The organism is Blautia sp. Marseille-P2398, assembly GCF_964240315.1.
Classification (GTDB): domain Bacteria; phylum Bacillota; class Clostridia; order Lachnospirales; family Lachnospiraceae; genus Blautia_A; species Blautia_A wexlerae.
The window spans coordinates 30,600-54,060 of record NZ_CAXSTD010000007.1; the positions used below are offsets into that span (position 1 = coordinate 30,600).

The 23,461-nt window shown below is 35.6% G+C and carries 22 protein-coding genes and 1 pseudogene; 19 read left to right on the plus strand and 4 right to left on the minus strand.

Translation table 11 applies throughout. The features are described from left to right. The first annotated feature begins 18 nt into the window (after positions 1-18). The 6 genes from ACESZG_RS09375 to ACESZG_RS09400 all read left to right on the plus strand — a co-directional run bounded on the left by ACESZG_RS09375 (position 19) and on the right by ACESZG_RS09400 (position 4,807). Positions 19-750 (plus strand): DUF554 domain-containing protein, encoded by a 732-nt coding sequence (locus ACESZG_RS09375; RefSeq protein WP_008707651.1) that lies wholly within the window; start codon positions 19-21, stop codon positions 748-750. A 250-nt stretch (positions 751-1,000) separates the two neighbouring features. Beyond that, complete coding sequence (locus ACESZG_RS09380) at positions 1,001-1,693, plus strand: hypothetical protein (protein ID WP_008707645.1); 693 nt, start codon at positions 1,001-1,003, stop codon at positions 1,691-1,693. A gap of 337 nt (positions 1,694-2,030) precedes the next feature. Beyond that, positions 2,031-3,737 (plus strand): AAA family ATPase, encoded by a 1,707-nt coding sequence (locus ACESZG_RS09385; protein WP_368211031.1) that lies wholly within the window; start codon positions 2,031-2,033, stop codon positions 3,735-3,737. A 303-nt stretch (positions 3,738-4,040) separates the two neighbouring features. Continuing rightward, a complete protein-coding gene (locus ACESZG_RS09390; protein WP_368211029.1) occupies positions 4,041-4,505 on the plus strand; it encodes a UbiX family flavin prenyltransferase in 465 nt (154 codons plus the stop codon). Next, positions 4,454-4,594 (plus strand): hypothetical protein, encoded by a 141-nt coding sequence (locus ACESZG_RS09395; RefSeq protein WP_368211028.1) that lies wholly within the window; start codon positions 4,454-4,456, stop codon positions 4,592-4,594. The genes ACESZG_RS09390 and ACESZG_RS09395 overlap by 52 nt, the downstream gene beginning before the upstream one ends. A 90-nt stretch (positions 4,595-4,684) precedes the next feature. Continuing rightward, the gene (locus ACESZG_RS09400; protein ID WP_242857138.1) at positions 4,685-4,807 is read left to right on the plus strand and encodes a PD-(D/E)XK nuclease domain-containing protein; all 123 of its coding nucleotides are present in this window, start codon (positions 4,685-4,687) and stop codon (positions 4,805-4,807) included. Positions 4,808-4,923: 116 nt separating this feature from the next. Here ACESZG_RS09400 and ACESZG_RS09405 read toward each other — a convergent pair. Continuing rightward, positions 4,924-5,514 (minus strand): annotated as a pseudogene (locus ACESZG_RS09405) (peptidoglycan-binding protein); the annotation flags it as partial. A gap of 324 nt (positions 5,515-5,838) precedes the next feature. On the opposite strand from ACESZG_RS09405, the gene ACESZG_RS09410 reads away from it, so the two are divergent. Next, positions 5,839-6,741, plus strand: coding sequence for a hypothetical protein (locus ACESZG_RS09410; RefSeq protein WP_368211027.1), 903 nt, complete (start codon positions 5,839-5,841; stop codon positions 6,739-6,741). Positions 6,742-7,236: 495 nt separating this feature from the next. On the opposite strand, the gene ACESZG_RS09415 is transcribed toward ACESZG_RS09410, so the two are convergent. After that, positions 7,237-7,563, minus strand: coding sequence for a helix-turn-helix domain-containing protein (locus tag ACESZG_RS09415; RefSeq protein ID WP_368211026.1), 327 nt, complete (start codon positions 7,561-7,563; stop codon positions 7,237-7,239). A 194-nt stretch (positions 7,564-7,757) separates the two neighbouring features. Here ACESZG_RS09415 and ACESZG_RS09420 point away from each other — a divergent pair, with 194 nt between their 5' ends. From ACESZG_RS09420 to ACESZG_RS09430, 3 genes are all read left to right on the plus strand, one after another. Then, the gene (locus ACESZG_RS09420; RefSeq protein WP_368211025.1) at positions 7,758-8,690 is read left to right on the plus strand and encodes a helix-turn-helix transcriptional regulator; all 933 of its coding nucleotides are present in this window, start codon (positions 7,758-7,760) and stop codon (positions 8,688-8,690) included. A 45-nt stretch (positions 8,691-8,735) separates the two neighbouring features. Continuing rightward, positions 8,736-10,067 (plus strand): hypothetical protein, encoded by a 1,332-nt coding sequence (locus ACESZG_RS09425; RefSeq protein WP_368211024.1) that lies wholly within the window; start codon positions 8,736-8,738, stop codon positions 10,065-10,067. Between the two features lie 255 nt (positions 10,068-10,322). Then, positions 10,323-11,741, plus strand: a complete 1,419-nt coding sequence (locus ACESZG_RS09430; RefSeq protein WP_368211023.1) for a tetratricopeptide repeat protein — start codon at positions 10,323-10,325, stop codon at positions 11,739-11,741. A 47-nt stretch (positions 11,742-11,788) separates the two neighbouring features. Here the strand turns inward: ACESZG_RS09430 and ACESZG_RS09435 are convergent, their stop codons facing one another. Continuing rightward, positions 11,789-12,007 (minus strand): helix-turn-helix domain-containing protein, encoded by a 219-nt coding sequence (locus ACESZG_RS09435; RefSeq protein WP_373218033.1) that lies wholly within the window; start codon positions 12,005-12,007, stop codon positions 11,789-11,791. Between the two features lie 384 nt (positions 12,008-12,391). On the opposite strand from ACESZG_RS09435, the gene ACESZG_RS09440 reads away from it, so the two are divergent. The 9 genes from ACESZG_RS09440 (at position 12,392) to ACESZG_RS09480 (ending at position 21,832) form a co-directional block, all read left to right on the plus strand. Continuing rightward, a complete protein-coding gene (locus ACESZG_RS09440) occupies positions 12,392-14,902 on the plus strand; it encodes a DEAD/DEAH box helicase family protein (protein ID WP_368211022.1) in 2,511 nt (836 codons plus the stop codon). Positions 14,903-15,378: 476 nt separating this feature from the next. After that, the gene (locus tag ACESZG_RS09445) at positions 15,379-16,620 is read left to right on the plus strand and encodes a YARHG domain-containing protein (RefSeq protein ID WP_373218035.1); all 1,242 of its coding nucleotides are present in this window, start codon (positions 15,379-15,381) and stop codon (positions 16,618-16,620) included. A 192-nt stretch (positions 16,621-16,812) separates the two neighbouring features. Then, complete coding sequence (locus ACESZG_RS09450) at positions 16,813-17,745, plus strand: DUF932 domain-containing protein (protein WP_368210611.1); 933 nt, start codon at positions 16,813-16,815, stop codon at positions 17,743-17,745. A 10-nt stretch (positions 17,746-17,755) separates the two neighbouring features. Next, positions 17,756-18,112: a hypothetical protein gene (locus tag ACESZG_RS09455; RefSeq protein ID WP_349081079.1), complete on the plus strand. Its 357-nt coding sequence runs from the start codon at positions 17,756-17,758 to the stop codon at positions 18,110-18,112. Then, positions 18,078-19,016 carry a YqaJ viral recombinase family protein gene (locus tag ACESZG_RS09460; protein WP_368210608.1) on the plus strand — a complete coding sequence of 313 codons (939 nt, stop codon included), beginning with the start codon at positions 18,078-18,080 and terminating at the stop codon, positions 19,014-19,016. The genes ACESZG_RS09455 and ACESZG_RS09460 overlap by 35 nt, the downstream gene beginning before the upstream one ends. Before the next feature lie 19 nt (positions 19,017-19,035). Continuing rightward, positions 19,036-19,851 carry a recombinase RecT gene (locus tag ACESZG_RS09465; RefSeq protein ID WP_368210606.1) on the plus strand — a complete coding sequence of 272 codons (816 nt, stop codon included), beginning with the start codon at positions 19,036-19,038 and terminating at the stop codon, positions 19,849-19,851. A gap of 15 nt (positions 19,852-19,866) precedes the next feature. Beyond that, a complete protein-coding gene (locus tag ACESZG_RS09470) occupies positions 19,867-20,796 on the plus strand; it encodes a DUF5688 family protein (RefSeq protein WP_368210604.1) in 930 nt (309 codons plus the stop codon). 83 nt (positions 20,797-20,879) lie between these two features. Beyond that, positions 20,880-21,221 carry an LPD28 domain-containing protein gene (locus ACESZG_RS09475; RefSeq protein WP_373218038.1) on the plus strand — a complete coding sequence of 114 codons (342 nt, stop codon included), beginning with the start codon at positions 20,880-20,882 and terminating at the stop codon, positions 21,219-21,221. Next, a complete protein-coding gene (locus ACESZG_RS09480; protein WP_373218040.1) occupies positions 21,197-21,832 on the plus strand; it encodes a recombinase family protein in 636 nt (211 codons plus the stop codon). The genes ACESZG_RS09475 and ACESZG_RS09480 overlap by 25 nt, the downstream gene beginning before the upstream one ends. Positions 21,833-21,942: 110 nt before the next feature. On the opposite strand, the gene ACESZG_RS09485 is transcribed toward ACESZG_RS09480, so the two are convergent. Next, the gene (locus tag ACESZG_RS09485; protein ID WP_368210596.1) at positions 21,943-23,442 is read right to left on the minus strand and encodes a hypothetical protein; all 1,500 of its coding nucleotides are present in this window, start codon (positions 23,440-23,442) and stop codon (positions 21,943-21,945) included. Between the last annotated feature and the right edge of the window lie 19 nt (positions 23,443-23,461).

The window sequence follows — 23,461 nt, forward strand, 5'->3', positions numbered from 1 at the left end:
AGGAGGGAGAAAAAGGTTATGCCTATTGGAATAATTATCAATGCATTATCCATAGTTATAGGCGGAATCCTGGGTGCTTTTGTGGGGCACAAATTAAGTCCGAAATTCAAAGAGGATATTACCCTTGTATTCGGGGTATGTTCTATGGGAATGGGAATCAGCACCATCGGTCTGATGGAAAATATGCCGGCGGTTATTTTTTCTGTTGTGATCGGTACGGGAATCGGACTTGCGATTCATCTTGGAGAAAGGATCAATGCCGGTGCCGGTGTTATGCAGCGTGTGATCGGCAAATTTATCAAGAATTCAAATTCAGAGCTTTCTGAGGATGAGTTTATGAATACACTGGTGACGATCATCGTATTATTCTGTGCAAGCGGAACAGGAATCTATGGCTCTATCGTATCCGGAATGAGCGGGGATCATTCAGTGCTGATCTCCAAATCTATTCTGGATTTATTTACAGCAGCTATTTTTGCCTGCAGCCTGGGAATGGTAGTGTGTATGATCGCCATTCCGCAGGTGATTATTTTCCTGATCCTGTTCTTTGCAGCAACGGCGATTTTTCCGCTGACTACGCCGGGCATGATCAATGACTTTAAAGCCTGTGGCGGGTTTCTGATGCTTGCAACCGGTTTTCGTATGGTGAAGCTGAAGAACTTCCCAACTGCGGACATGATACCGGCGATGGTGCTGATCATGCCTATGTCATGCTTTTGGGTGAATTATATATTGCCGTTAGTATCATAAGTTAAGTTGGCAGATTTTCATTTCTGAGTTCAGAAACGGAGATCTGCTTCTTTTTAGGTCAATTACAATCAAAATTATAGATGACTGTAATGGCGCTTATAAAAAACTAACCAATAGTTAATAGAAAATTTCTTCCTGATATTGTATTGTAAATATATAATAAATCTGAAAAAAATATCAGGTGTATCAAAAGTATTTCCTGATATTTGCCTGAAACTATAATGGCACATCAAGAGAGGAGGAGATTTTTATGAGTATGAAAAATCGATTTGCAGGAAAATGTAGAAGTTATCTGGTATTTTTTCTTCTGGCGGCAGTTGCAGTACTTTTATTTTTTCCAAGGGTAGCATCAGCTGCTTCCAAGCCAACTGCCAAACAGCTTAAAGTAACTTACAGAGGATTCGAATATGACAATGATACAGCAAAGTTATATCTGAAGCTGAGTCTGAAAAATACTTCGAGTTACACGATTACAAAAGTGAAGATGGGATATGAGATACCTATTATGGAGGATGGAACCATAACCCAGACCTTCAGTGTAACGATCAATCCCGGAAAGACAGTGAATAAGACGGTTTATATTGGAAAAATGACTCAGCAGCCATATAAAGCGCCGAAGGTAAAATGCTTATCGTTCTGGTATAAGTCAGCGACACCTAAGCTAAACCAGCTCAAAGTCAGCTACAAGGGATATGAGTACAATCCGAACACAGGAGAGCTGTATATAACTGCCCGTATGCAGAATACTTCCAGTTATACGATTACAAAGGTAACGATGTATTTTGAGATACCACTGGATGAAACTGCAACACCGACCAAAACCTACAATGTAAATATTCCGGCTGGAAAGACAAAAAATTACAGGTTCAAAATTGGAATGATGACAGATGCTCCGGATGGAAAGGTACTGGTGAAATGTAAGAAATTCTGGTATAAGAAATAACAAATGAAATTGTGATATCAGACAGGCAGCCATTGTGAGATACTCTAAACAGTACCGCAATGGCTGCTGTTTTGTTATGCTTAGGAAATTACGTCGGAATTGTTATAATTAGGTATATTTTAGCATAAATAATTCCTGTCTGAAATAAAAATTGCTGTTATTATTTCTGGCTTAGTCGGGCTCGAAGTGGCAGTAACTCCTGCTTTACGTTACAAATGTTTCATGTTATCATTATCTAAAATCAGGGAAGCTGTTTTTCGGGGGATTTTTTAACCGAATGCGGATTGCGAATATCCGTTTGACTTGCAAAATCTGGTAATGAAGGAGGATGAAAAATATGCGGAACAGGAAGAAACTGCCAATTGGAATAGATAGTTTTGAAAAAATAATCAGGCATAATTTTTACTATGTGGATAAAACAGAAATGATAACAGAACTTCTTCATAACTGGGGAGAAGTGAATCTGTTTACACGTCCTCGCCGTTTTGGAAAATCTCTGAATATGAATATGCTGCAGTCATTTCTGGAAATCGGATGTGATAAATCGCTGTTTAATGGACTGAAGGTATCCCGTGAAAAAGAACTGTGTGAAGAATATATGGGAAAGTTTCCGGTAATTTCGCTTACATTGAAGAATGTGGAGGGATTAAATTTTGAGTCAGCCCGGAAATCGCTGAAGAATACTCTGGGAATGGAGGCGTGGAGACTTAGTGCTCTGGCAGAGAGCAGCCGCCTTACAGAGGAAGAAAAAAACTCTTATAAAGCATTGACTGTCGTTGATGATCATGGCGATTTCAAAATGTCTGATGCCACAATGGAGAAGGCGCTGCTTATATTAACTGTATTACTGGAGAAACATTATGGAAAAAAAGCGGTTCTTTTGATTGATGAGTATGATGTGCCATTAGATAAAGCGTTCCAGTATGGATATTATGACGAGATGGTATCTTTGATCAGAAACATGTTTGGAAATGTTTTGAAGACAAATTCGAGCCTGTTTTTTGCAGTACTTACGGGATGCCTGAGAATTGCGAAGGAAAGCATTTTTACAGGATTAAATAATTTTAATGTTTTTTCGATTACGAGTGTACAGTTTGATGAGTTCTTTGGATTTACAGATGATGAGGTCGCAGAAATGCTGAAATATTTTGGGCTTTCTGACTACCATGAAACAATCAGGGAATGGTATGATGGTTATCAGTTTGGAAAGAAAGCAGTGTATTGTCCCTGGGACGTGATCAGTTATTGCAGAAATTTATGTGCAGATCCTGATGCGATACCAGAAGATTTCTGGTCTAATACCAGCAGCAACAGCATTGTGAGTCGTTTTATAGATAAAGCGAATAAACAGACGAGAGATGAAATCGAAAACCTGATTTCGGGAGAAACGGTTATAAAAGAAATAAAACAGGAACTGACATATAATGAACTGGATAAATCCATTGAGAATCTTTGGAGTATAATTTTTACAACAGGGTATTTAACACAACGTGAAAGAATAGACAGCAGAAAGTTACGTCTGGCAATTCCTAACAGAGAAATTAAAGAATTGTTTGAACTTCAGATCAGGGAATGGTTTCAGGAAAAGTCATCTGAGGATGTAAAGAAGCTTGATAAATTATGCATGGCTTTTCCAGATGGAGATGCAGAAACGATAGAAGATTTGTTTAACGACTATTTATGGAATACAATCAGTATTCGGGATACGGCAGTTAAGGGAAGAAAAGAAAATTTTTATCATGGAGTTTTGCTGGGGCTGCTAAGTCATATGGAGAACTGGGCTGTCTGGTCGAATATAGAATCTGGTGAAGGTTATTGTGATATTTTACTGGAAGTTCCGGAGAATCGTGTCGGAGTGGTGATCGAGATGAAATATGCTCAGGAAGACAGAATGGAGGCAGCTTGTACAGAAGCTCTGAAACAGATTGAACAACGTCAGTATGCTGCAAGGTTAAAGAGTGACGGGATGAAGAATATTGTAAATTATGGCATTGCCTGTTATCGGAAACATTGTAAAGTTAAGATTGGGAAAGAAAATTCTTAATCTAAGAAGATATCTTAATAAGAAAACAGCTCTGCTGTTCTGAAATTACAGCTCCTCTCAGTGATTATTATTTGTGATACTGAGGGGAGCTTTTTATATCATAGAAGATTATTCTGCAATGTTTCTGTGATGTAACAGTCTTTTGGACAGGATTCTTTCTTACGTATTCTTTGTTGGAATAATCCATGTGAAAAGAAGAATTGCGAAGGAAATAGGAAACGAACGGGTATAATTTGTGCAAATTGTTGGAAAATTTTTTAAACATATTTTAATATGAACGGAAGAGTCAGGAAAGGAAGAAAGATGAGAAAGAGACTTATCATCGGTATGAGTGGGGCTTCCGGAGCGCCCCTTACAATAGAATTGCTGAAACAACTGCAGCAGTATAAAGAAATAATAGAGACACATCTGATTGTGACAAAAGGTGCGGAAATGACGCTGGAGCAGGAGACAGATTATACATTGGAACAGCTATATGCTCTTGCGGACGAGGTACATGATAACTATAACATCGGTGCAGGTCCGGCGAGTGGAAGCTACCGTACGATGGGAATGATCGTGATTCCATGCAGTATGAAAACTCTGGCGGGAATCGTAAGCGGGTACAGTGATAATCGCGTTTTACGGGCAGCAGATATAACCTTGAAAGAACGCCGGAAGAAGATATCATTACCAGAAAATGGGCTGAGCAAATATGGGAACTTGTCAAACAACCGGTGTCTGTGCTGGCAGGAGTATATTATGATAATCTGGAAAAGGAACAGTTGATGGAAGTAATCCGGATATTAGATCAACTGCTCGAAAACTTAGAACAAGAACTGCGATTGCGGAATACAAAATGTAGTCAAAACGTATAAGAGAAACATAGAAATACAATGGTGCTATAATTTTTTCAGATAACGAAATCAGGAGTTTATGTCGGACTGGAAAAAGCCTGTGAAAAAGCAATGAACCAGATTCGGGAGCTGCGTTATGATGAACGGCTTCGTAATGAGGACAGAAATGATATTCTGGCATATGGAATTGCTTTTTGTAAGAAGAAATGCAAGGTAGTTGTCGAAAATTTATAAGGAATGAGGTAATCTTAAAAAGATGATATCTGAAAAGGGAAAGGGATAGGTGATATATTCTTGCGCATCAGTTCTTTGCAGGCTGATGCGCATATTTTGTCTGCTTTGCTACAACCCTAACGCAACTCAGCAATCCTGCTGACTGCCACGTAGATCTCCTGAATTTTGTACCAGGTTGGATAATCTACGATTCCTGTCTGGTCCAGACCGAAAATGTTCTGGAAAATCCTGACGGAATTTTGGGTCTCAGGTCCGTAAATTCCATCTGCGGTGACAACAGGGACAGCTGGATAAGCTTCTGCGATTGTGTTTAACTGTTCCTGGATCTGCCTTACCTTATTTCCAGATGTACCGATATCCAGATCATATCCTGGCCAGGAGGCGGGGATGCCAGAGATTGCTTCCGCCACATTGATATACATATCATTTCCGTAAAAAGTCCGTAGGATTTCAATGGCAGAGTATCCCTGATCGCCCAGTGCCTTGCTTCCCCATTGTGTCATCCATCCTCTGTTTCGGCATTGTACCTGTTTGCCGTCACAGTACTGAGTAAGGATTGGCTGACGTACATTTGGTCTGGAAAGATAATTCTCAAACAGTTCATCTACAATGCGGTCAATGCTGGCAAAGATATTCCTGCCATAGATCCATTTGTGATCATAGGCAGTGGAGGAAGTGATCGTAAAGTCATAACCTTTGTTCCGGTACGTCGGAATCGACACTAATTCGGTATTGCAGAAACATTCAATTTGACGAATTATGTATTAAAGTTCATGGGAAAAACGCTTATACCATAGAAAATAATGGAGATAAGGAAGATTAAATAAATAACTGCCCAAATTGGACTTGCCATATGAATGTAAATGCTATATAGTATAGGATGTAAGCAGTAATCTAAATTTTCTAATAAGTGATTTTTCAGGCAGTATCTGCCACTGATTCCAAAGATAAAAATACATAATTTCAAAGAGATTAAGTATTCAATAAAACCCGTTAAAATGCTATAATGTAAGTACAAAAAGGAGTGTTATATGAATAATACGATTTTTGATGATGTATTTCGTACAATGATCGAGAAGATGCCATATCTGGCAGTGCCGCTGATCAATGAAGTATTCCATACATCATATCCGGAAGATGTGAAGATCACACAGCTTCGCAATGAACATCAGCTGGAGGATGGAGAGATCATTACAGATTCCTGTCTGCTGATCGGAAAGAAAATGTATCATATCGAATGCCAGAGCACAGATGATACGACAATGGTAATTAGAATGATTGAGTATGATTTTGCAATCGGCATAGAACATGCAGAGAAACAGGGACGCAGATACCGGATAGAATTTCCAAAGTCCTGTGTACTATTTCTGAGAAGCTCTGGAAATACGCCGGACTATCTGGAAGCAGATGTAGTTTTTCCAGATGGAAATACATATTTATATTCCATACCTACTATAAAAATGGCTGATTATACAAAAGACAGTATCTTTGAGAAAAATCTGTTGATGCTGTTGCCATTTTATATTATGAGATACGAGAAAAAAGGACATGATTTTAATAACAATCCAGAATTATTTCAGGTACTCTTAAACGAATACGAAGAAATCCGGGTAAATCTGGAGAAAGAACTGACAGAGACAGGTAAATCGGAACTGTATACAGATTTGACAAAGCTAATTGTAAAGATTGCGGATTATATTTTCCGTAAGGAAGACGATGTTCGGAAAGGAATAGGTGATATCATGGGAGGAAAAGTTCTGGAACTGGAATCTGAAAGACTTAAAGCTGAGGGACTTCAGGAAGGCATGATTGCTGGTGCAATTAAAACCTGTAAAAAATTTAAACTTAACCAGGAAGCTGCTGTAAAAAATATAATGGAAGAGTTTTCTTTATCTAAAGAAGATGCCAGTAATTATGTGAAGAAATACTGGTAATATATAATGTACCCTATATCTTACGAAAAGAAGAGAATGTTCGGAAAGGAATAAGTGATATTATTGGAGGAAAAGTTCTGGAACTGGAATCTGAAAGACTTAAAGTAGAGGGAAAAGCAATTGGACGTGCAGAAGGAGAGGCAATCGGACAGGCAAGGGGTGAAGCAATTAAAATATACTAAAATTGGGCAGGTTCAGGGAGAAACTCGACTTGGAAGCTTGATTACTCGATTAATTCAAGAACAGAGAACGGAAGAAATTCCGATTGTATCAACAGATGCTAAAAGACGTGAGCAGTTATATAAAGAATATAATCTTTAGGAAAGATATAGAACAGGAGGAAAGGTCAAACGCCTTTCCTCCTTGTTCTTTCATATATTTTTATTTTTTGTCATTTTAGAGATAATTAATTACAGTTGCTAAAAGCAATAAAAAAACTAAGAAGAGCAGAATGGACTACGGTATAATATGATTAACAGTAGTAGATACGAATTATTAGGACTTAAGTTGGAAGGCCGTTCTTAAAATTTCAAGAGCAATTTTCTTTTCGTTTTCTGTTTTGTCAGAAAGAAAAGCAACGATTTGTTCTTCTGTTGATGAAGGAGGAATGGGTGTTTCCAGTTCAAAAAGTTCCGAAGGTTGAATGGATAAAGCGTTGCATAATTTCAAAACCGTTGATATGGTTGGATTTCTGTCATCTTTCTCAATTTGCCTGAGATAGACAGATGAAATATCTGCACGAAAAGCTAATTCTTCCTGCGTAAATCCACAATGATGGCGTAGTTCCCTGATTTTTCGACCGATACTATAATTATTATTCATTTTAATCACCTTAATATATAGTAACGGCTTGATTTCTGTACTTCGAGATGATAAAGTTTATTTAGTAACCGATACTATAGTATATATTTAGACAATATTCAGACTTATATGGAAAATACTTTACAGAGACAAATAATGACATACCTAAAGTATATAATAAGGCTAGAGAAAAAATATAGAAGGTGATGTGATTTATGGATTCTGAGTACAATAAAATGCGCAGAGTACTTAGCTTGTATGATAGATTGTCCAGTGGAAAAATCATTTATTTGAAAGATGAAATTAATACTACCGGGGTCTCAGATCGTTCATTTAAAAGAGATATAACAGAAATCAGAAATTATCTGGCTGAAAAATCAGTAGATGGGGAGATTAGGAAAGAAGTTGTTTATGATCGAAATCGTAATTGCTATTACATGACAGAAAAGGAAGATACATTATCAGATTATCAGAAAATTTTTGCTATAGCGAAAATACTTTTGGGAAGTAAAGGATTGTCATGTGTAGAAATGAATCAGGTTATGGAATATCTGCTAAGTTTTTGCGGCGATGAAAGTAAGCGAAAAGAAATAAAGAAGTATCTCGCAAATGAAGCAATAAATTATCAGGGACCGAATCATGGAAAAAATCTGCTTAATATATTATGGGAAGTTGCTCAGGCAGCGGAATATGAACGAAAAGTGAAGATACTATATCAGCGTTTGGAGAAACATAAAAAAGTAGAGAGAATACTGAAACCCTTAGGTGTGTTATTTTCAGAATATTACTTTTATATGTTGGCGGCTATTGATGGGGCATCATCGGAACATAACAAAACCAGTATACCAACGATTTATCGCATAGATCGAATTGAAAAGTTGGAAGTATTAAATGAACATTTCAAAATTCCATATTCGGAAAAATTTAAAGAACAAGAGTTTCGTAATCAAACTCCGTTAATGTGGGGTGGAGAAATGAAAAGACTGAAATTCTGGTGTAATGATTTGGCATTAGACGCAGTGCTTGATAAAATACCTACAGCAAAAGTGATTGAAAAAGAAAATGAGAAATATCTGATTAGTGCCGAAGTTGTGGGGAATGGTGCAGAAATCTGGTTGAAAGGGCAAAAAGGACTTGAGTGGGTGTAACCATAGTTGTATATTGTTACAGATTGACAGAGCGGAGGAATTGATGTGTTTACTGATAAAAAAAGTGATTTAATTGAAGCAAGTGAAGCCAATCGAAATTTATTACAATATGATGATAAATGCGATAAGTATGATTATATGGCTGCAGTAGCTTGTGGAGCTATTGGAGGCGTAATGGATATTTTTCTGGTAGGTATGCCGGGAGAGGGAATCTTAGGAAAGTGGACGGATCAGCAGGTTGATAAAGCAGTCATGGCTTTTGCAAAAAAAATGAAATGGAATCCAAAAGATGAAAATGAAAATAATGTTAATTCTGCAATTGGATTTTTAGAGCGTAATTTTAGAGTGAACTATGACCAGAGAAGAACTGTTGATGTAGATGGAGCATTTGAAATATCGGCTAAAATGCATCATATGATGTCACTGGGGCATTCTCCGGATATTGTTGGTTTATTTTTTTCGATTTTAAATCAGTTTACTATGACTTCATCATTTATTGCGGACGGTCAATTGATCACGATTGAAAGTGATACTTTTGAACTAAAAGGTGAAAATTTTATAATGAAAATAATGTGTGGTATAGCAAATTGGTTTGGACATTTAATGTCAGATGTAGCTGGCAGCAGTGGTAATCATAATAGAGGAATGGGAATTACGATGCCTTTCTATGAATTCTTTGGATTCTGTAATTTTGGAAAATTTAAAGTCGGAGAAGAGAGAAAAACTTTAGCTGAGATTGCACAAATGGCATTTACATATCAACCAGAGAAAAATTCGGCAGTAATGAGCTATGATTTCAGATTTGGAATGACACAGGCTATACCGGTAGTAGTCACAGAGTTTACAATTCGGCTCATTTGGTCACTGAGAAGACATTTTCAGTATCACAGACCACTTAAAGAATGTATTCCTTCTTCTAAAAATGCAGATTTGAGAGTGATGCTTCTTATAGGGACTGGAACGTTATGTGCCCTGGATGGAATAGATGCAGGAATTAGATCGGGCGGTAATTTCCTACTGTATTTTATGCGTATGAACTTATGTGCATGGGGAAGATTTGCGGTTCTAGTTTTAAAAGAAGTATGTATTAGAATAAAAATGACAGATGCTCTTCAAAGACAGCTTAATGCGTACAAAAGAATCAATGAATTATTGACACAATATTTGGAACAACTGAAGCAGATTGATCTGGTGTTGTATAAAAAAGAAGTTGATAAATTCGAAAAGACGATAAAAATATTTTCTCAGGCAAATTCAGAAGAAGAACTGAATAAATTATTACTTGAAAAATTTGAGGAAATAGGAATTAAGAAGCCATGGAATGGGGATTTTGATACACATATGTCAAATAAACAAGGAAAGTTGGTATTTGAATAGTGTTCAAATGTGATAAATGTGGATGTTGTTGTAGAAACCTTAATAAAACGGGTGTGTATGTTGAACTGGATAGAGGGGACGGAACCTGTAAATATTTGAAAAAGAGTATATGCTCTATTTATGATTCAAGACCCTTGATTTGCAGAGTCGATGAATTTTATGACAGATTTTTGAAAAAAGAAATGTCATTAGAAGTGTATTATAAAGCTAATTATGAAATATGTGAGAAAATGAAAAAAGAGGAGAAAAAGTGATATGGTACCAGTAATATTGGCAGCATTAGGTGTTGTTGCAGGGGGAAAAGGCGTAGTGGATACAGTTCAGGGAATATCTAAAATAAAAGATGCAAATGAAACGAAGAATTTAGCGGAAATACGTCATAAAAATAATATAAATAAATTTGAAAATCAAAATAGGGCTACGTGCACATTGATGGATGAAGTTGGAAAAAGAGAACTTGAAATTTTAAAGAGTTTCGAGAGATTTTCCGATATCATAGAAAGAATACAGAATAGACCAGAATTTAAGGGATATAAAAAAGAGAATATTAACTTGCCTGAATATAATCCGGAAGAATTACAGAAAGCGTATGTAGGAGCAGGAGTTCTTCTTGGGGCGCTTGGTGGAGCTACATTAGGAACAGCAGGAGGATTTGCAGCTGCCGGTGCAACTACTGCAGCAGTAACTGCACTTGGAAGTGCTTCAACAGGTACTGCAATTGCAAGTCTTTCCGGAGCAGCTGCGACAAATGCAACATTGGCATTTTTAGGAGGTGGTTCTATAGCTGCTGGAGGAGGTGGAATTGCCTTGGGAAGTGCGGTGTTAGGTGCTTCTACTCTTGGAATTGGGCTATTATTAGGTGGATTTATTTTCAATAAAGCAGGAAATTCAGTATCAGAACAGGCAGATGAAGTATATGCTGAAGCAGCGAAGGAAGGAAAAATAGTTGATGAAATATGTTCTTATTTAAAAGAGTTGTATAGCGCAGCTGAAAAGTTTAATAATAGCTTAAAAATAGTAGAATTAAACTATAAGGATCATATGAACAATCTTGAAAATATTGTGATGATTAATAATAAAACGGATTGGGAATATTTTACACAAGACGAAAAAATTATAACAGAAAACACAGTATTATTAGTTGCGCTTTTATATAGAATGTGTAAAGTAAAAATGGTTCTTGAAGATGGAGAAGCAAAGAAAAATATTGTAAATAGTCATGCAATTAGTAGTTCAGTTTTGGAAGCAAATGATTTTTTGCATGATAAATTACATAAGGATATACCAGATATATCAAATCAGAAAGCAAAAGAGTTATTTGTTATGGGGGATAGATATTATTTAGGAAAGATGTGCAAGGTTGATCAGAGAATGGCAGTAAAATATTATGAGGATTCTGCTGTACTTGGATATGAGCCGGCACAATGTAAACTTGCAAAATGTTATGAATTTGGATACGGATGCGAGAAAGATAAGCAAAAATCACTTTTTTGGTATGAAAAAGCTGCTGAAAATGGAAATATGGAGGCTCAATATAAAGTGGGGATAAGCTATGATTTTGGAAGAGGATGTGCAATAGATAAATCAAAGGCTCTTATGTGGTATAGAAAAGCTGCAGTTCAAGGACATAAAGAGGCGAGAGAAATGTTGGTGAAAAATTTTGATATGCCTTGAATTAAATGAAGAAATTTCTTATTGACAAAATGTTCCGGCTTACTGTTTTACAGTAAGCCGGAACTTCTTTTGATGTAAAGATTTAAAGCGTCTTTGCTGATTCTCCATGATTTACCAATTCGAAAGCCTTTAAGCTGATTACTGTGCAGAAGTTCATACACAGTATTTTTTCCAATACATAAATATTGGGATACATCATCGACCGTCATTACTTCTGGTATAATCTCACTATTACTGAACGGTAGGATACAGGATAAATTATTCATAGAACTTTACCTCGAATCTTATTTTTTAATATTATGTTTTTCTATGAGTATGAAAATATATCACTAAAACTGTACAGAATATAATAAACAAAGTAGTGTACCAACAAGTTGATTTCTCGAACAATCTTGCATCTAAGTTTTTTATTTCAATGCTGTCATCAGGAGGTGTAGCGATGGCTACACCTCTTTCCTCTGCCTTGAAATAAAAAATTTAGCCTGCAAGATTGTTTCAAGAATCAACTTGTCAGTACAGTAGAGATTTTTTAATTAAAAAATGTGTAACAAATACAGTAAAAATGATGAAAAGTTGGAAAACTCATATAATAAATAAACAAATTCCCAAAAATCATCATTTTTATAAATACTATGAAAAGGAGTCATAGAATGAAAGTTTTGTTATATGTAGATAATAAAGGGTATACCAAAAAAATGACGGACCAAACACCATGTATTATTAATAGAATTCTTAGATTAAAATGTGAGATAACTGTAGAGGAATTGGCAGAAGCTGTCGGACAGTATGGACATAGTTTTACGCCTGCAGTATTTAAAGATGGTGCTAAACATAAAACAAAGGATTCTTTTTTACAGCAAAGTGTGTTCGCAATTGATATAGATGATAACTTATCCAGTGAAGATTTTTTATGTCGGTGTAAAGAATATGACTTGCATCCAGCGTTTTTATATCATACGTTTTCATCAACGAAAGCTATTGAAAAATTTAGAGCTGTTTTTGTGTTGGAAAAACCTATTACGGATAGTAACATAGCAGAATTTATCTTGGTATTGTTTTTTGAGGTTTTTCCGGAAACTGATAATCAATGTAAAGATTGTTCAAGACTTTTTTATGGAGGAAAAGAGCTGTTTTATACAGATTTTTCAGCAGTGTTAGATATTGAAAAGCTAATATTAGCTGCGCATGCCAGGTTGAAACAAGACGACAGTGGAAATTTTAGGAGAAAAATCGTTAATATTTCAAAGAAGTATGGGCTTAAAACCAATGAAAGCATTTTTCCGGTCTATAATCGAAAGTTTGCAAGAGAACTTGTTGTTTTGCCGGATGATTATATTTGGGGAAATTTAGTTTTTAAACGATCTGGCATAGATGAAAAGCAGAACTGTAAAAAACTTAAAAAGAAAAATAGAGAACAGAGAAAGCAAAAAATTGATGAAAAAAAGATTAGTCAATTCTGCAAATTATTTGAGGAGCATATCAATGGAGCTGATTTGGAGCATGGAAAAAAATTTTTGTTAGCGACAAACCTGTATCAGCTTCATGGTGGAAAATCTCTATTTTTTGAGGGGATTGTTGAAGCAGATAAGGAGAAATGGAAGGCACAGTGGGATTATATTAGCAAACAGGAATATTCCTCACAAGAATGTGGAATTGATAAGTGCCCATACTTCAAAGTGTGTGGAGAACCAACGAATATGTTAAGTAAATTGCAGGATAAAAAAATTTATAAAAATGCGGAAGTGTTGTCTTATATTTCGTTGGAAAATGCGGAAAAAAGATTAAGAGAAGCGTTAAAAGAATCAATAAAATCACAAGATAATGATATTCATATAATAAAAGCACAAACTGGATTAGGGAAAACTTCCATATATTGTGAAATGGTTTCAGATAATCCAGAAAAAAATTTTATGATTGTTGTGCCTACATTAAAATTACAGGATGAGGTAGTAAAAAAATTATTGAAAATGAATATTTCAGCATATCCAACATTAAGTACTAAAGTAATTTTGGAAAATAATAATATTGAAATAGAAGGAGTTGAGCAGGCATATAAAGCTAATCGTACAGATTTTGCCAAAGTACTGATAAGGGAAAATCTTGATATCAATGGGAATATATCACAAGGACTAAAAGAAAAAATAAGAATGTCTATGGAACAACCAAGCTTGATAGCAGAAGAAAAAGTTGTTGTAACAACACACGCAATGTTTTTGGCTTTGCCCAAAAAACTATTGAAAAAATATGAAGTTATTGTGGATGAGGATTTACTGCGCACAATTATGAATTATACAAAAAGTATAAGTCTTGATGCACTAAGGCAATTATGTGAATATAGTGACTTTCCATTAGACTTTGTGGGAGCGATAAAAAATATATTAAATCAGGCAGAAGAAAAAGAAATTATTCTGAATGAAGCGCCCATAAAAGTAAATAATGATAGAATTCGAGAATGTATAAAATGGGCAGAAGTACTTTCTTTACTTTTAGCTCGTTTTTTTATTGTAGACAGATATACAAGATCTTTGATATGGGGAGATGATATAAAAATTCCAGATGTAAAAATGACAATTTTGTCTGCAACAGCTGATGAAAAAATGTACCAAGATTTCTGCAAAAATCGAAAAGTAAAATTTAGAGAGATTCCTAAAGTAGAATATGTGGGAAGACTGATTCAATATTCTCACGCTCCATTAAGCAGAGAAAACATAAGAAAATTAACTTTTGAGAAAGTAACAGACGCTGTTTTTAATGTTACCGAAAATGTAGTTCCACTTATTACATTTAAGGAATATGCAACCAGAGATTTACAGATTTATTTTGGCAAAACAGAAGGCTTTGATGAGCTAAAGGGGAAAAATATTGCAGTTGTGGGTACACCGCATAAACCGGAAGCATTGTACAAATATACGGCAATGCTATTGGGGTATGATATAACAGAAACATTACATGATCGAAGAGTGAAAAAAGGAATCTTCGAGTTTAGGTTTATGACATATAAGGATTTGAACTTGCAACGCATTCAATTTTGGTATATCGAAGGGGAATTGTTACAAGCAATAGGGAGAGCACGGCTATTAAGAGAAAATGCTGTTGTTTGGGCCTTTACGAATTTTCCGCTTGAACAAGCAGAACTTATTCAAGAAAAATACATATATTAAGCGAAAATTCCATGTTGTTTTTATGATTAGAATGAATGCAAAGGAAAGAATAGGGAATCACTATTAGCAGGGAGTGATGTAGTGATTAAAATCACTATCAGGGGGGATTCTAGAGATTATTAGAATCGAAGGCCATAGAAAAATGAGATGAAGAAAGCTATGGGTCTTTTATTAAACAAATGGTTGGATAAAAGTAGGGAAAACTGCTGAATGCCCGGATTTTGAAAAAAGTTAAAAAATTTTTTCGAAATTATATGCCTGAAAAAGGATTTTTGATAAAGTTTAAAAAAAGTTTTTGAAAAAATCCGGGCGAAAAATACTTTAAAGTTTTGGGTATTTCAAAATTTATTATTGTACTTCGGGCGAAAAATTTTTTTGTTGATTCAGGATTTGGGTTTATATGAAAAAATTTATAGAGACAAATTATGACATACTTGGAGTGTATAATGAAATAAAAAACGTAGAAGGGGATTAAAATGAAAGAACAAAGAGTAATAAGAAAATGGATAAAAATGATGGAAGCTGTATTGTGCACAGTTAGTGTTCTGACTTGTTGTTTTGTAACGGTGCCAGCATCAGAAACGGATTCAGCTGTAGATTATTCCTCTATGCCGGAATATAGTTCCTATGCGGAAGTAATTGAAGATACAGCTGCGACATATGACAAAAATGGAAACTATGCATTGTATGATATTGATCAGGATGGAACAAAGGAGTTAATTATCTCTTTTGGAGAAAGTGATGCTGATTGGACTAATTACGTATATACATTGGAAAATGGAATGCCACAATCTATTGGAAATTTTTCTAATCCAGTATTGCTATATACAGCAGATGATAACAATGGAATATATTGTGTCTATGGTCATATGGGATATCAGAAAGTGGATCGTATTACGAAACAGGATAATCAGATATTGATTGAAACGGTTATGGAAGGAGACGTAGGAAACGGGGAATATTATAGTAATGATTCGCCAATCATACAGTCATCTTTTCAGGGAGATGGAATGTCTCAGGATAATGAGGAAGATAATTTAAATGGAATGCCTAATTATATCGTTGATTTTAATGGAACCAGTAAAGCAGATGGCTATTTGTTTCCTGATTCTTCCAATTATAAATTTCAGGGATATTCAGAGCAGTATCAGGCTTGGATGTACCAATATGGAATCAATGAAATATATGCAAGACATGGATATGTTTTTCAAACACCAGAGGTAGCAGAATTGTTTGCTGAAAAAACATGGTATATTCCAGATGAATCTTTTGACGAATCCTGTCTGTCAGAAGTTGAGCTGTATAATATTAACTTCCTGAGTAAATGTTTAAGTACTAATGGCAGTGATGCTGGTTATGGTGTTCCGTCCAATGAACAGTCAGAACCGTCAAACTTATATGAGAATACGGGAAATTTAGTTAACCAATATGGAGGATATTATACGAATCCAGATACTTATCGAATCATTAAGGTGTATGCATCTGATTCGTCATATGACGGCATTCTTGATGTGAGTAAGAGTGAAAGGATTTCTCCAGATGCAGGAGGAGTTATTACTTATGGATTGGAACAGATATCAGAAGATACGGCGAAAATTATAAGTGACAGGAAAGGCACTGTATTAGAGTGTGGAACGATGACATTTTATGATGGTGGAGTAAATATTTACTGGTCTAATAATGGAACAAATGAGACATATGTGGTAGGAATGCCATAATGTAAAACAGATTATTTCAGTTACATATTATAGTAGTGATTAATGAGCAGAACCTCAATTCGAGGTTCTGTTTTGTTATGCGCAAAAATACAAGAATGGAGGGCTTACGCGTGGAATTAGTCATTATTATCAGGATTGCAGCAGAGAAACTTATTGAGATTATCACAAGAAAACACTAAGGAGGACAGCGAAATGGCAGCAAATGTAGAAACTATGTTTTATGTAAGAGAAACCCCGTGGCATGGATTAGGAACAAGAGTGATGGAAGCTCCGGGTTCGGAAGATGCACTGGAATTAGCAGGATTAAACTGGAAAGTTCGTCAGGAACCAATTTATACAGATAATAACCTGCTTATCCCAGGATATAAAGCCAACGTAAGAGATTTGGATGATAAAGTGCTTGGCGTTGTTACAGATCGTTATAAGGTAGTGCAGAATGATGAAGCCTTTGCTTTTACAGATGGATTACTTGGAGAAGGTGTACGTTACGAGACCGCAGGAGCACTTCTGGATGGAAGAAAGGTATGGATTTTGGCAAGAATGCCAAGAGAGTTCATTATTAATGGAGAACAGATTAGTCCTTATCTGGTATTCAGTAATACCCATGATGGTTCAGGGGCAATTAAAGTGGCAGTTACGCCAATTCGTGTAGTATGCAATAATACTCTGAATCTTGCTTTATCAACGGCAAAACGCTCATGGTCAATGGTGCATACAGGAGACGTGCAGGGAAAAATGGAAGAAGCAAAACAGACATTATTTATGGCAGAAAAATATATGTCCAGATTGGGAAGAGAGTTTGAAAATCTTAGAAAGATTGAATTAACAGACCGTCAGGTTATGGATTATATAAAGCTGCTTCTTCCATATGAAAACGAAGATAATTCTCTTCATGTCCGAAACATTAACCGACTCCGGGAGGATATGCAGAAAAGATATTTTGATGCACCCGATCTGAAAGATGTGGGAAATAATGCATACCGTTTTGTAAATGCAGTATCAGATTTTGCGACTCATTCTGAGCCTATTCGGAGGACAAAGAATTTCAAAGAGAACCTTTTCTCCAGAACAGTAGAAGGAAATCCTTTGATTGACAAGGCTTATCAGATGCTTTGCGCAGCATAGGAGGACAGAGATGGATAAAAGGAAACTATTGAGGGATAAAATTGAAATGGAATGTAGTCAGTATTGCAGAAATATTCTGAGAAAAAGAACAGGTACATTTAAAGATGATGTAGAAAAAGTAGAAACCTATAAAAAACTTTCCAGATCAGCAATTCGGCATTGTGAGGACATATCAGAAAAAGGGGTGGAGATTCTTCTCATTTTTCCTAATCTTCTGATGTATTTTTATCAGAAATGGATTAGACAGGAAAGGTCAATGGATGAAAATGTATCAAATACCATTGATAAGATTATTACAGCATATATGCAGGCAGAAAGTGAGGAAAATGAATATGAAACGTCTGGTATCAACAATAGGGCTTCCTAAAGAGGAATGGCTTAAATACAGAAAACAGGGAATATGTGGAAGTGATGCAGGAGCAATCGCCGGAATGAATCCATATGTAAGTGCATTCTCTGTGTATCAGGATAAGATTGCAGAAAAGATAAAAGAAATCCCGGATAATGAAGCTATGAAGCAGGGGAGGGACTTAGAAGAATATGTGGCAAAAAGATTTACAGAAGAAACAGGAATGAGAGTTAAGCGTGCAAATTATATTTTCCAGAATGAAAAATATAACTGGATGCTTGCAGATTTCGACAGATTGATTGTGGGGCAGAAAGCAGGTCTGGAATGCAAAACAGTGAGTCCATATTCAGCAGAAAAATGGAAAGATGGTGCAGTGCCTCTTAGTTATCTTTTACAGGTGCAGCATTATCTGGCAGTTTCTGGATATGAATGCTGGTATGTGGCGGCATTAATTTATGGAAGAGACTTTGTAATCAGAAAAATTGAAAGGGATGAAGAAACAATCCGCAGTCTTATTAAAATCGAAGAACATTTCTGGTTTGAACGTGTTAAAAAGAAAAATCCTCCAGAGCCAGATGGAAGTGATGATTATACCCAAATGTTGCAGGATACTTTCCATGCAGACGAGAAAAAGGAAGTTCAGTTATTTGGAATGGAAAAAGAATTACATAGACGTTCAGAACTGGATCATCTGATTGAGAAGCTGACAAAGGAAAAGACGACGATAGATCAGAAGATAAAATTACAAATGGGTAGTGCTGTATCAGCAGTTGCGCCAGATTATCGTATTTCATGGTCACAAACCAGTGTTAATCGTCTGGATACCAATAAACTAAAGGCAGAAAAACCAGATATTTATGAAACTTATTTAAAGAAAAGCAGCAGTCGAAGATTTCAGGTAAAATACGAACCTGCGGCATAAGGGAAAGGAGAGGAGATTAATGCCAAGAACAGAGAAAGTGGACTTGAAGCAGGAACTGTCACAACAGGCGGATAAGTTACAGACACCATCAGAGGAAAATGTAAAGCTAAAACGGAATATGTCCATTCCAGATATGGTTAAAGCGCTGACACCGGAATTGAAAAAGGCATTACCATCAGCGATTACACCAGAGCGGTTTACACGTATTGCCCTTAGTGCATTAAATAATACACCGCAGTTACAACAGTGTACACCAATGAGTTTTATTGCGGCTCTCTTAAATGCGGCACAGCTTGGTCTGGAAGTAAATACACCGTTGGGGCTTGCATATTTGATTCCATATAAAAATAAAGGACAGTTGGAATGCCAATTTCAGATGGGATATAAAGGTTTGATTACATTGGCGTATCGGAATGGAAACATGCAGACGATACAGGCACAGACTGTATATGAAAATGATGAATTTGAGTTTGAATATGGGTTGAATCCCAAACTGATCCATAGACCAGCAACTTCTGACAGAGGTGAGCCGGTCTATTTTTATGGTTTATTTAAGACACAGAATGGAGGATATGGCTATAGCTGTATGAGTAAAGAAGATATGGATAGCTTTGCCAGAACTTATTCTAAGGCGTTTGGAAGTTCTTATTCACCGTGGCAGACCAATTACGAGGAAATGGCAAAGAAGACAGTAATAAAACAGGCATTGAAATATGCTCCGATCAGTACGGAGTTTCAGAGAGCATTGTCTACGGATGAAACAATTAAAAGCAAAATAGCAGTTGATATGACAGAAGCAGAAAATGAAATGGATTTTAGTGCTCATGTGGCATGAATGGAGGAAAAAGTAATGATTAAATACGAAGAATTTGTTAAGGAACTTAAAGAGAGATTAATGGTCAGATTACAGTTACCAGAAGAAAAGATATATCTTTGCAGAAAAGGTGAGAAATATGCGGAAACGGGCGATCGTCTGGTGATTGAGTGTGTGGAATCAGAGAAAGAAGTAGGTGCGCTTGGGATTTATATCAAGGAGTTATATGAAGAAGATCCACGAGAGGAGACTATTTCTAATGCAGTTAATAATATTGTCAGAGAAATTCAACAGGTACAGGAAACAGGATTTTTAATGAGTGCACAGAAACTGAGAACTTTTGAAGATGCAAAACCACAGATAATTCTCAGAGCAATTAATTTCAATAGAAATGAAAGGGACCTGAAAGATGCAATATATAAGAAAATTGGCGATATAGCTTTGGCTGTATATTTTAGGATTGGAGAAACAAAAGGAGGAGTTATCAGCACAAAACTTCGTAAATCACAGATAGAAAAATGGAATAAGAACGAGGAAGAAGTATTTCAACTGGCGATGGAGAATACATCGGAAATGTCTGAGCCAAGAATTTATTGCTGGTGGAAGATGATTTCCAATTTAGGGAATGATGGTGAAGGATTTATGAATAGATCAGATATTACTGCAGAGTTGAATAAAGGACCATTGGGAAACTGTATGAGTACCAGAGAAAAAACTAATGGAGCGACTGCATTATTTTTGCCGGGAGTTGCAGAACGTTTGGCAGAATTGTTGGATGGAGATTTTTATGCGGTATTTACCAGTGTACATGAGGTGATGATACATGCTGCTGAAACGGCAGACGTGGATGATCTGAAGGCAGTATTAAAGAAAACAATGGCAGATATGACCGCAGAAGACGAGGTGCTGACAGAAGATGTTTATCGGTATGATAGTACAAACGGAATATTAGTTCCATGTAGATAAGGATACTTCGACTACCACAAGGCTATAGCTGTCTTGTGGTAGTTGAGAAATATTATTTTTTCGGAATGAATGAGGAAAATGAAGTGAGATGTAATGCTAAAAATGAACGTTGGATGCCAATGGTGATCAGAGGAGTAACTGGATATTTTTCAGATGTTCGGATTGATAGAAAAACTGTGCCGAAATGGTTACAGTTCTGGGAATTAGCTGATGGAGACAGTGATGGTATTCCATGTAGGTATAAAAAAGGTATTCTTGTTAATTTTTATGGGACATTTATTACAAGGGGTGTATTGCCGATTGACTGTATGGAATGGCAAGAGGGTTTTATTGCAGATGATGAATGGGAATTTTTAGAGAAAAGTTCTATGGAATATTCAGAAATGGAAAGAGTGGAGTTATGCAGAATGAGAAAAGGAATGTAAATATCTTTGGATATGCACGGGTAAGTAGCACAGAGCAGAACTTGGACAGACAGATAGTGGCTTTAAAGGACTATGTAAAACCAGAGAATATTGTGGTTGATAAAGTCAGCGGAAAGAATACTGACCGAGAGGGATATCAGGCACTTAAAGGTGTATTTGGACTCAGAGAGGGGGATGTTCTGTATATCACTTCTATTGATCGACTTTCCAGAAATAAGGAAGATATAAAAAGAGAATTGGAATGGTTCAAAAGAAAAAGAGTCAGGTTAAAGATTTTAGATCTCCCCACATCTTTGATAGAAGTTCCTGAAGGGCAGGTATGGATTCTGGAGATGATTCAGAATATTTTAATTGAAGTACTTGCAAGCATAGCGGAGCAAGAGAGATTAACGATTCGGAAAAGACAGAGAGAAGGTATTGAAGCCGCTAAGAAAAAGGGAAAACATTTGGGAAGACCGGTATTTATATTGCCCGAAAAGTTCCCAGAAGTGTATGAAAGATGGAAAAGGGGTGATATAACAGCAAAAACAGCAATGAAAGTTTTGAAAATGAAACGAAGTACTTTCTATCGACAAGTACAGAAGTATGAGAAGAATGTCTCGAAATGTTAGTCTATTTGCGGACATATCTCAAAAATAAAAAAGAACCTTCTGGAACATTTAAACAGAGAATTTGTTGGTGTTCCAGAAGGTAGAGGTTTTGAGATAAAGAAACAAACTGGTCAATCAGATGTATTAATATCGTCAGATGATGATAAATATTTTTTGATTAATGATTTGGAAAAAGTACATAACTCATATAAAAATTTTTTTTGATCTTCAGGAGTTAACTGATTCCATTCCATTAAGCTTATCGGAACAGATAAATTGATGATTTCAGATGCTGTGTTGAAGCTGGAAGGGTAAATTAAATTTAATGAAGGAACAGGGAGATTCTCTATTGATGCATAAATATTTTCCTTGCTGAAATACCTTTCTAGGAACGGCATAAATGTTCCAGATTTTTTTAATGAGAGAGGGATATTTATGTGCTTACGTGGCGATTGAGTTTCTTCAATCATGGGTTGTTGATTTATGTTTTCAAGAAAGCATCGTAGTTCAGTTTGAATATTGATGCTTTGGGTGTTGGCTGTTTTTCTCTTTAAATATAATCGTAAAGTATCACGACAGTGTTTTAGAATGTGAATAAAAGCCTCTTGGTGATGAGAAAAGAAAAAATAATTATCATGAGTTGAATAAAAGTCTATTAACTGATTAAAGTTATTTTCAAAATATTCTGCTATGGAATCTATTGATTCAAATTGAGAAGATTTTCTATTGATGATGTTATTCAGGTTCTTTGAGTTTAAATCTATTAAATCGCATAGAGAAACAGGAACAAGGTGATCAAATAGTATATTACAATCAGATTGAGTCTCGCGTTTCATAATGTTTAAATGATTGTAGATTATATTTAAGAAAGAAAGTGCTTTTTCATAAAAAGATTTATCGTGAACATTGCCGAATAATACACGTTCCCAACAACCAAATACGTTATCTATATAATGAAAAGTAGTATGAAGGGTAGCCAGGTTACAAGAAGGCATGAAATAGAAATATTCAGCATTTGTTTGACTAAGGCATAGGTCTATTTCTGTACGGAAATTTTCATATGCTACATAAACATCAGCACCGAGTTCTTTGTGAAAGATATTTTTTAAAAAAATTTTAAGAGAGCTGATTTCTTCTACTGTTTTATATATACTTTGATCGAAATATGTAATTTCTTGATAAGGAAAATTATCGATAAATGTATCTATATAATCCACATAGTCTCGAATTGTTTTGAATGATCCTTTATTGCTTGGCATAAAATTTTTGTTGCAGATAGCGTATATGTTCGCCAGAAAAAGAACACAGGTATTTCTTGGTATTTTGTAGGGAAAATTAGTTTGCTTTTTATATTTGGAGTAATCGGTAGCATAAAAAGGATTTATAAATGCGCCAATAGCACATCTAAGATTATTATTACCTTGAAAATAGGGACATTCCTTATAAAAAGTATCAATATAATAAAGATTGTAGTCAAATGCGTTATTGATAACCAGTGTTTTGACCTTTTTTAACATTGCATCAAATGTGTTTTTGCTTATATGAAATTCATTTTTAGTTAATTTTTCTGTAAGTAGAATTGTAAGATCTGAACGAGTGTATTCTTTTGGTATTTCATTATTAGATTTCATATTTGTAATCCTCTCAAAA

Coding starts and splice junctions, on each gene's coding strand:
- ACESZG_RS09435 (WP_373218033.1), bottom strand. CDS start 12,007: ATGAATAATTTATCCTGTATCCTACCGTTCAGTAATAGTGAGATTATA.
- ACESZG_RS09400 (WP_242857138.1), top strand. CDS start 4,685: ATGAACCAGATTCGGGAGCTGCGTTATGATGAACGGCTTCGTAATGAG.
- ACESZG_RS09410 (WP_368211027.1), top strand. CDS start 5,839: ATGAATAATACGATTTTTGATGATGTATTTCGTACAATGATCGAGAAG.
- ACESZG_RS09415 (WP_368211026.1), bottom strand. CDS start 7,563: ATGAATAATAATTATAGTATCGGTCGAAAAATCAGGGAACTACGCCAT.
- ACESZG_RS09390 (WP_368211029.1), top strand. CDS start 4,041: ATGAGAAAGAGACTTATCATCGGTATGAGTGGGGCTTCCGGAGCGCCC.
- ACESZG_RS09455 (WP_349081079.1), top strand. CDS start 17,756: ATGGATAAAAGGAAACTATTGAGGGATAAAATTGAAATGGAATGTAGT.
- ACESZG_RS09430 (WP_368211023.1), top strand. CDS start 10,323: ATGGTACCAGTAATATTGGCAGCATTAGGTGTTGTTGCAGGGGGAAAA.
- ACESZG_RS09480 (WP_373218040.1), top strand. CDS start 21,197: ATGCAGAATGAGAAAAGGAATGTAAATATCTTTGGATATGCACGGGTA.
- ACESZG_RS09420 (WP_368211025.1), top strand. CDS start 7,758: ATGGATTCTGAGTACAATAAAATGCGCAGAGTACTTAGCTTGTATGAT.
- ACESZG_RS09485 (WP_368210596.1), bottom strand. CDS start 23,442: ATGAAATCTAATAATGAAATACCAAAAGAATACACTCGTTCAGATCTT.
- ACESZG_RS09385 (WP_368211031.1), top strand. CDS start 2,031: ATGCGGAACAGGAAGAAACTGCCAATTGGAATAGATAGTTTTGAAAAA.
- ACESZG_RS09470 (WP_368210604.1), top strand. CDS start 19,867: ATGATTAAATACGAAGAATTTGTTAAGGAACTTAAAGAGAGATTAATG.
- ACESZG_RS09375 (WP_008707651.1), top strand. CDS start 19: ATGCCTATTGGAATAATTATCAATGCATTATCCATAGTTATAGGCGGA.
- ACESZG_RS09460 (WP_368210608.1), top strand. CDS start 18,078: ATGAAACGTCTGGTATCAACAATAGGGCTTCCTAAAGAGGAATGGCTT.
- ACESZG_RS09445 (WP_373218035.1), top strand. CDS start 15,379: ATGAAAGAACAAAGAGTAATAAGAAAATGGATAAAAATGATGGAAGCT.
- ACESZG_RS09440 (WP_368211022.1), top strand. CDS start 12,392: ATGAAAGTTTTGTTATATGTAGATAATAAAGGGTATACCAAAAAAATG.
- ACESZG_RS09465 (WP_368210606.1), top strand. CDS start 19,036: ATGCCAAGAACAGAGAAAGTGGACTTGAAGCAGGAACTGTCACAACAG.
- ACESZG_RS09450 (WP_368210611.1), top strand. CDS start 16,813: ATGGCAGCAAATGTAGAAACTATGTTTTATGTAAGAGAAACCCCGTGG.
- ACESZG_RS09380 (WP_008707645.1), top strand. CDS start 1,001: ATGAGTATGAAAAATCGATTTGCAGGAAAATGTAGAAGTTATCTGGTA.